The 8,658-nt window shown below is 62.9% G+C and carries 7 protein-coding genes; 2 read left to right on the forward strand and 5 right to left on the reverse strand.

The genetic code is table 11. The features are described 5' to 3' along the window. Position 1 precedes the first annotated feature (1 nt). On the forward strand, positions 2-1,321 hold the full coding sequence (locus JG746_RS28070; protein ID WP_202355680.1) for a caspase family protein: 1,320 nt from the start codon (positions 2-4) through the stop codon (positions 1,319-1,321). A 92-nt stretch (positions 1,322-1,413) separates the two neighbouring features. Here JG746_RS28070 and JG746_RS28075 read toward each other — a convergent pair whose 3' ends face one another. Then, positions 1,414-1,917 (reverse strand): OmpA family protein, encoded by a 504-nt coding sequence (locus JG746_RS28075; protein ID WP_202355681.1) that lies wholly within the window; start codon positions 1,915-1,917, stop codon positions 1,414-1,416. 290 nt (positions 1,918-2,207) lie between these two features. On the opposite strand from JG746_RS28075, the gene JG746_RS28080 reads away from it, so the two are divergent. Continuing rightward, on the forward strand, positions 2,208-2,675 hold the full coding sequence (locus JG746_RS28080) for a DUF6931 family protein (RefSeq protein WP_244730482.1): 468 nt from the start codon (positions 2,208-2,210) through the stop codon (positions 2,673-2,675). A 54-nt stretch (positions 2,676-2,729) separates the two neighbouring features. Here JG746_RS28080 and JG746_RS28085 read toward each other — a convergent pair whose 3' ends face one another. The 4 genes from JG746_RS28085 to JG746_RS28100 form a co-directional block, all read right to left on the reverse strand. Next, a complete protein-coding gene (locus JG746_RS28085) occupies positions 2,730-3,935 on the reverse strand; it encodes a caspase family protein (RefSeq protein ID WP_244730484.1) in 1,206 nt (401 codons plus the stop codon). Positions 3,936-3,975: 40 nt separating this feature from the next. After that, entirely contained in the window at positions 3,976-5,076 is a 1,101-nt protein-coding gene (locus JG746_RS28090; protein WP_202355683.1) for an OmpA family protein, read from the reverse strand. Between the two features lie 528 nt (positions 5,077-5,604). Then, a complete protein-coding gene (locus JG746_RS28095; protein ID WP_202355684.1) occupies positions 5,605-6,942 on the reverse strand; it encodes an HlyD family type I secretion periplasmic adaptor subunit in 1,338 nt (445 codons plus the stop codon). Between the two features lie 19 nt (positions 6,943-6,961). Next, positions 6,962-8,656 carry a type I secretion system permease/ATPase gene (locus JG746_RS28100; protein ID WP_202355685.1) on the reverse strand — a complete coding sequence of 565 codons (1,695 nt, stop codon included), beginning with the start codon at positions 8,654-8,656 and terminating at the stop codon, positions 6,962-6,964. Positions 8,657-8,658 lie beyond the last annotated feature (2 nt).

Below are 8,658 nucleotides of genomic sequence, written 5' to 3' on the forward strand. Positions count from 1 at the left end.
CATGAAATCGTTTGCCATCCTTTTGAGCGGACTTGTCCTTTCCATCCTTGCCGCCTTCGGTGTCCAGGCCGCAACAGCCGAGGGTAAGCGTGTCGCGCTGGTCATCGGCAACAGCAAATATGTCAACGCCGTTGCCTTGCCCAACCCGGCGAACGATGCCCACCTAATTGCGTCGACGCTACGCAAGGCCGGCTTCGAAGTGATCGAGGGCGTCGACCAGGACAATGCCGGCATGCATGGCTTGATCAGCAAATTCACCGAAGAATCCTACAACGCCGACCTTGCGGTCATCTTCTACGCCGGCCACGGCATGCAGGTCGACGGCAAGAACTATCTCATACCGGTCGATGCCGATCTGACCTCGCCCGCCTATCTCAAGACCCGCACGGTTCAGATCGACGAATTCATGGCGGCGCTGCCTGCCGATCCCGCCGTCGGCGTCATCATCCTCGATGCCTGCCGCGACAATCCGCTGGGTCGTACCCTGGCTGCGGCTCTGCCCAAGAGCCGCTCGCTTGGCGCCGGCCTCGCGCCGGCGGATGCAAAGGCAGACGGTATCGGCTCCGGCGGTGTCCTGATTGCTTATGCAACGGATCCCGGCGCGATCGCTTTCGACGGCGACGGCGTCGACAGCCCCTACTCGCTGGCGTTGGCCAGGCACCTGACAGAACCAGGCGTCGAGATCCAGAGCGCGCTGACGCGCGTGCGCGGCGACGTGACGGAGGCCACGCAGGGCCGGCAGCGGCCGTGGCACAATGCATCGCTTGGGCGCGAGGTCTTCCTCGGCAAGCCAGCGGCACAAGCAGCCCCGCCCGCCGCAGCGCCGGTGGCCGACGCCGGCAAGACGGCGGCAGCGCCCGCCCCCGTGGCCAGCGAGCCGCCCTCCTGGGAGGTCGAGCAGCGCCTTTGGGACGAGGCTTCGAAGAAGAATGCCATTCCCTACTACGAGGCCTACCTCGACCAGTTCCCGAACGGTAGTTTCGCCACGGTGGCGAAGCTCAACATCGACCAGTTGAAGGACCCGACGGTGGGTAAGCAAGTCGCAGCGCTCGACACGAACGCAAATCCAGGCTCGGCCGTTCGTACCTCGGCCGCCGACCAGGTTCGCACCGCACCACCGAAAAAACAGGTCATACAGAAGACCCGCACGTTGAAACCGGTGGCGCAGCGGAAACCTCGAAGACAGCAGATCGTCGAGCGCCGGCGCAACAGGGAGATTGTGATGCGCGACGAGCCGCGACGGAGAGACACCAATGACTTTCTGACCAAGGCGCTGATTTTCGGCAGCGGCGTCGTGATCGGCGGCGCGATGAGATATTGATCATAGCCAGTCAAAGGGAACCCGCGTTGGACGAGTTCCCTTTTGCCGCTAGAGCAATTCCACGAAAAGCATATCGGCCTGGCGGCGACCGCCTACTCGGTCCTGATGCGCATTTCCACCCGCCGGTTGACCGGATCGTAAGGGTTGGCGACCCGCGGGTGCGACTTGCCAAGGCCGATCGCTTCGAGCCGCGCCGATTCAACGCCGTTCGCTTCGAGGAAAGCCGCCACCGACTGGGCCCGCCGCTGCGACAGATCCTGGTTGTAGCGATCCGGGCCGGTCGCATCGGTATGACCTTCTACGACAAAGCTGAACGTGCTCAGCCGATTGTCCTTCAGCGCCTTGGCGAACTCGTCGAGCTCGGCGCGCGCCGTCTGGTCGAGTTGCGCGGAATCAAGGGCGAAATTGATCATCATGTCGAGACCGGTCTTCTGTTGAGCCGAGCCAGTCTTCTCGGCCTTGCTCTTGCACTCTTCCTCCGTGCCGACGCAGATGCCGCGCGCGGCACCCAGATTGCCGGTCTGTCCGGCGAAGAACTTGACGATGTCTTCCGATTTCTGAAGCGGATCGGCGAAGGCGTGCGCTGAAAGAAGCATGGCCGCCAATGCCAAGGCTGAACTGCCCCATCGCATGACCGTCACTCCTGTCTGAGAGTATCTCGCTGGCGCCTATCATACCAAATCGGGAAGCGGTTGTCTGTGAACAAACGCATGCCGCCCGTGGCGCTCGTGGCCGCCACCTGCCGGCAACTGGCGCTTGACCAGCGCCCGGCCACAGGCTTGAGTGCTGTTCTGATGGCTCTTGGGGTGTAGCAGCCATGGCCAATGAACTCGGATACAGAACGGCAAGGGATCTGTTTCTTGCTTGTCCCGCCATCGCCAGGGACATGAAATCGCTGGCCACCGGCCAGCCGCCGCTTGATTTTTGCCGGACCCTGCTTGCCGGGCGCGTGCCGGAAGAAGCCGTCACGTTCTGTGCCTACCTCCTGCCCGAGCGAGCCGCCGTCTGGTGGGGACATGAATGCCTGAGCCATCTCGCCGAGCTGCTCGCGGACCGAGATCTCGAATTGCTGGCGCTTGTCCACGACCGCGTCGGCGAACCGGACAATCCTCACCATCAGGCAGTCTTGAGCAAGTCCCTGGACCTGCCGCCGGCGACGCCGGCCGCCTGGATCGCCCTGGCAGCGGTATGGCGCGACCCGACCCTCGATATGGTGGCGACCGGATTTCCTGCCGCCCATGCCGTCAATGCCGGAATCCTGGCCGGGCTGGCCCGCGCCTCGCTGGCGGACCGGTTTGCCGTGCTTTCGGCCTTCGTCGAAATGGGCATCCAGATGGCGGAGATGGAGGCGTAACGGCATTCGCGGATCCCCTGCGCGCCGTCCGCCATCGCCTGCATCAGGCCGGCATCATTGGCAGCCGCCTTGCGCCCATCTGGCCAGCGCGACCTTGAAGCGGGTACCGAGCGGATGCTGCAGGCGCAGGACCGAGACGTCGTTGGCGGCGAAATTCTTCGCCTGCTCGCAAAGCCGGGCCTCATTCCACTCATGGCAGGTGTCGCAGTGCTTGCCTTGCCAGACCGATTTGTCGAGGCCTTCCACCGGACTGAAAAGCGGTTCGCTCTTGATCAGTTGGGCGATGCTCTTGCCGTCGATCGCCGGGTCGCCGAACTTGACGGGGCGATCGAAAAGGATGGGACCGTCGCTAGCCAGCTTCGGGATTTTCGCACGCAGGGCATCAAGCGCAAGCTGGTCGGCATTCTGGCCTGACGAAGCGCCGGTGTTGCGCGTGTCTGAGCCGGCTTCGGCTTGCGGGGTGCTCGCTTCGCCGACGATCAGCGGCGCATTGAGATCGACGTTGTGCAGGACAACCTCGGTGGTCAAGGAGACATTGATCCAGGGGCGTTGCTTGCCGGCGGTCGCCTTGAAGACGTCGCTGGTCACCCTGTTCATCGCCTCGGTGATGGAGACATTGGATTCCCCAATGTGCTGAAGCAATGCCGTCGTGAAGGGCGAGTGGTCGCCGGATCCGTCATAGGCGAGCTGGTTGGGACTGGCGGCGAAGGCGACGAGCGTTCCGGCGCCGCCGTTCTCGATCGGAATTTCCGCAAGGCCGCTGCTTGCACCCTTGATGCCGGCGGTCTTTGCCAGCACGTCGGCCAGGGGATTGTCCCGGCACGCGTCCAGGAACACCAGCCTTATGCTCGTCTCGCGGGACATCTGGCGCAAGATGAAATCGACCGACACGGCCTCGAAGTCGAGCGAGGTCTCGTCCTCGAGCGCGGCATCCACCGGAAGCAGATAGTTCTTGCCCGAAACCTGCAGGCCATGGCCGGCATAGAAGAAGAGCGCCACATCGGCGCCGCGCACCTGCTTGGCGAACTGGGCGACCGTGGTCTGTGTCTGCTGCTTGGTGAGGTCGAAGCCGGAGACCACCTCGAACCCAAGGTCCTGCAGGCGCTCGGCCATCGCCTGGGCATCGCGTGCGGGATTGGCGAGCGGCGCGGCGTGCTGATATTGCGAGTTGCCGAGAACCAGCGCGATACGGCGCTCGGCGCTGGCGGCCGTCAAAGTCAAAAGCAGGACAAGCGCGACAAGGCCGGCGCCGCGAAGCAAGACTGCGCAAGACGCGATTGTCCGGGAGCCCACCCCGACCTCAGTTCGCGAGTTTCGTGGCGGAGAATTCGATCCGCCGGTTGAGCGCCTTGTTCTTCGGCGTATCGTTGGCGGCGACCGGGCTCTCCTCGCCATGGCCGGCGGCACTGATCTGCTGACGCGGCACGCCATCGGCGACCAACGCTTCGGCAACCGCCTGCGCGCGCCGTTCGGAGAGCGCCTTGTTTGCCTCGGGCGAGCCGTCCGAATCCGTGTAGCCGGACACCTCCACCTTCAGGGTCGGGCATTTGCCGACCACACCTTCGACTTCGGCGAGCAGCGGACGGCTCTTGGCGTCGAGCCGGGCGCTGGCCGGGCGAAAATAGATGGCGCCGGTGCGCGACAACACGGCAAACCGGTTGAGGCATTCCTCGTCGCTGAAATTGGCTTTGGCGGCATCGGTGGCCACGGGACCGACATCGGCGGTCCCGGCGGCGACCGTCTTCACCGCGGCCGGCTTGCTGCCGTCGGCGACAAAGACGAAGTCGAAAGAAACCGAGGCGGTGGGCACGATGTTCGTCACATTGGCTGCCTGCTGCAGCTTGTCGACGTTCGGCAGCAGGCCGAAGTCCTCGACATGCACCGCGACGGGAGCCTCTGACGCCACAGAAACCTGAGTGTCGCTGATCATGGTGACGACGACGCTCGCTTCCAGATCCTTGTCGACGCCATGCAGGCTAAGCCGGAACGGCAAGGTAGCCTTGATCCGGCGTTTGGCCGGCAAGTCGGCAAAGGCGGCCGGGTCGACCTTCGCCGTCAGTTCGGCCGTGGGAAACTTGAATGTCTCGAAGAACAGGAAGCGCATGCGCACATTGCGCAGGTCGACGCCCGTGTCGACGGAATTGAGATCGAAGCTGACCTTGGCATCACCCGCGGCGCTGAGCGTGCCGGTGATATTCCTGATCTTGTTGGTCTCGACGATCGTGTTCTTCTTGACCGACTGATAGGTGAGCACCGAGGCGTCAGGGTCGAGCGTCCAGTTCGGCGCGGCGTTGGCGGCGTGCGGTCCGAAGACCAGCAAGCCCAGCAGCGCGGCAAGCACCAATCCCAGGGCTGCTGCCTTCGCCCGCACTTTTCGACAGAATGCGACGCCTTCGAACATGGAACGCCCCCGCCAGGACAACCTATCTCGATACCGCAGGAGACGAGAGCATAGTGCACTTGTCCTTGCTTGGCGAGCGGTTCGAGTCAGCCTCGACAAGTGACGCCAGCCTGCCGTGCGCGGGCGAAATGCCTGCTTGGTCATGTCTCGCACTGGGAACAATGCTCGACGAGCTTCGTCGATCGCGAAAAGGCGCTCATGGAACAGGGCGGCGGCCGTCACGCGCACCGGAATCCGACGCGCCGTCCGTCAGAAAGCTACGCTTTTGATTATAAAGGGAAAATCGCCGCAAGAAATATTTTGGGGTTTCACCAACTACCGGGACCATTCGGACGATTTTGCACCCTTGCGGTGTTCCACGGCGCGGTCAAGCGGCCTCGAAAAGCACCGTCAGCCCCTCATCGTCAGCACGTCAACGCCTACAGCCCGGCGGGGCTGGTCTTGTCTAGATGGACGTCCGGCCCCGGCGCGTGCCCGTTACAGGCCTGACATCGAAACTCGGGCATCGCCAATCGATTGTCGATGTCGTTATTTCTGGCGAAACGCGGAGTGGAACGACACAACCAGCGGGCCCAGAATGTAGTCGAGTGCTGTGCGTTCCTCGGTAACGATCATGACGGACGCCGGCATGCCCGGATAAAGAGCAATCTGTGGGGCTGAGGCCAATTCCACCGGATCGACCGCCACGTCGGCAAGATAGTAAGGAAACCCGGTCTTGCTGTCGGTGATTCGATCCGCCGAGATGCGGGTGACGCGTCCATGGATTATGGGTATCGAACGCTGCTTGTAGGATGTAAAACGAACTTCGGCGGCCATGTCGGGTCGCAGGTTTGATATATCCTCGACGCGAACCTGCGCCTGGACGATCAGCGAATTCTCGGTCGGAACGATGTCGAGAATGGTCTGGCCCGGCGCCACGATCGCACCGATCGAGAAGACACTGAGATCCATCACCTGGCCATCGTAAGGCGCGCGCACTTCGGCCCGGTCCACGGCAGCCTGGGCGGCAAACATCTTGGGCACGAGGTCGGCAAGGTTCGATTGCGTATCGATCAGCATGGCCGACAGTTTGGCCCGGCGCTCATTGGTCAATTGCGCGATCTGGCTCTCGAGTTCGGCCTTGCTCTGCTGACTGCCGCCGATTGCGCCGAGGTTGTCGTCGATCAGGCCCTGCAGGTCCGAGGCGGACCTTTCCAGTTCCAGGATGCGCGGGCGGGTCGTCAATCCGGCCTTGAGCAGCTTCGACAGGCTGGCCTTCTCGTCGATCGTCGATTGCAGCTGGGCCTGGTAGGATTCAACCCGAGATTGCTTGCCCCGTATCTGCTCCTCGAGTTCGGCAATGCGCCGCTCGAGTATCTGTTTGGCGCCGGCCATCGAGGCACGCTGGCTTTCCAGATCGGCGATCTGGTTTGCCATTGCATCGTTGAGATAGTCCTCGTGCTCTTTGAGAATGTCTTTGGGAAAGGCAACCACCTCGCTGCCGTCCAGTTCGGCCCGGATCCTGGCATCGGTTGCGCGCAACAGTGCATATTGCTGTGCATAGAGGTTGAACTCGGACCGAACCCTGGTGTCGTCCAGCTTCAGCATGATGTCGCCCTTCCTGACGACGTCGCCATCCTTGACGCGGATCTCCTTCACCGTACCACCGTCGAAGTGCTGTACGCTTTTTCGATTGCCTTCCACCTTGACGATGGCGTCGGCGAGCACGGCGCCGTTCAGCGGAGCAAAGGCCGCCCAGCCGCCGAAAATGCCGAAGAAGGCCAATACGATCAGCAGACCGACATAGACCGGCAACCGAATCGAATCCGGGGCCAGGATACCGGCCTCGCCAGGCAGGCTTCGGTAGGTAAGAACGCCGTCGCTCATCGATCTCTCCGGCCACAGCTCATTGGGTCGCCACCGCGATGGGAGCCGCGCGCTGGTTGAGCAGCGCCACGATCTCGTTTCTCATCCCGAAGGCCTCGACGGCGCCATCGCGCAACAGAAGGATCTTGTCGACATTCGCCAAGGTAGAAGGCCGGTGCGAGACAATGATCACCGTGCTGCCGCGGCGCTTCAGCTCAATTGCGCAGTCGCTCAGCGCGCGATCGCCATCGGCGTCGAGATTGGAGCTGGGCTCGTCTAGAATGATCAGTTTCGGCATTCCGAATACCGCCCTGGCAAGAGCGATCCGTTGCCGGTATCCTCCTGAAAGAACTGCGCCGCCTTCGCCGATCTGGGTCTCGTAACCCTGCGGCAGTCGAATGATCATCTCGTGCACGCCGGCGAGCCGCGCGGCCTCAATCACCTCCTGGTCGACATTGGTCTTGAAGCGGCCGATGTTGGCGGCGACGGTATCGGAGAAGAGTTCGATATCCTGCGGCAAGTAGCCGATGTGGTCGCCCAGCGCGTCGTGCCCCCATTGCGACAGGTCGGCCCCATCCAGCCTGACGGTCCCGCGGCTGGGTTGCATGACGCCCGCGAGATGACGCGCCAGCGTCGACTTGCCCGCGCCCGAAGGGCCGACGATTCCCAGAGCCTCGCCTGCCTCCAGCCGGAACGATACGTCCCGGAGAAGCACTTTCTGCTGGCTGGCGATCGCAAAGCTGACCTGCTCGACCGAGATCTTGCCGCTGGGCTTCGGCAGGTTGAACGATCTTTCGTCGCGCGCACGTCCGTCGACCAGCTTCTCGACCCTCGTCAATGCCGCTCGCGCAAGGACCAGGCTGCGCCAGAGCCCGACGATCTGTTCCACAGGCTGCAGCCCCCGACCGAGCAAGAGGCTCGCCGCGAACATGGTGCCGCCGGTAATCTGCCGTTCAATGACCAGATAGGCGCCGAGGCCGAGGATCAGCGACTGCATGGTGAGCCGCAGGAACCGGATAAGGCCCGACATCAACGCGGCACGATCGCTTGCCTCCGCCTGGCGCCGCAGCGCCAGGTTGCGGTCGCGCCCCCAGCGGCGGATGAGACCGTCGATCATCCCCATGGCGCGAACGACTTCCGCGTTCCTGAGGCTCATCTCGGTAAAGTTATAGTTGTTCGTCGCCAGCTCGTTTGCCTGCTTCAGCGGCGAGCGCACGAGATACTCGTTGAGCACCGCCATGGCGATCAAAAGCAATGAGCAGCCCAATGCGAAGAAGCCGAGCCACGGATGCAGCAGGAAGATGATACCGATGTAGATGGGCGACCATGGCAGGTCGAACAGGGCGTGGATGCCGCTGCCGGTGATGACTTGCCTGAACGTGTCGAAGTCGCGGATAGGCTGGCTCGGCGAGGAGCCGGGCGATGGGGTTTCGACCGACGCGGCGAGGATCTTTGCCGACAGCAGCCGGTCGAGCCGCGCGCTGGCACGCGTCAGGATCCAGGCGCGCATCAGATCGAGGCCGGCCAACGAAAGAAAGGCGGCCAGCAACACCAGGGTCAGCATCACCAGCGTGGTTTCGCTGCCGCTGGTGACGACCCGGTCGTAGATCTGCAGCATGTAGAGTGGGGAGGCCAGGTAGAGCAGGTTGATCGCGAGGCTGAATGCTGCCGCAACCAAGAAATAGCGGCGGCATGCCCGAAGCGCATCCTTCACAATTCGAGACCTGCTATCCAATT

Origin of the sequence: Mesorhizobium sp. 113-3-3, assembly GCF_016756495.1 — a bacterium.
Lineage (GTDB): Bacteria > Pseudomonadota > Alphaproteobacteria > Rhizobiales > Rhizobiaceae > Mesorhizobium.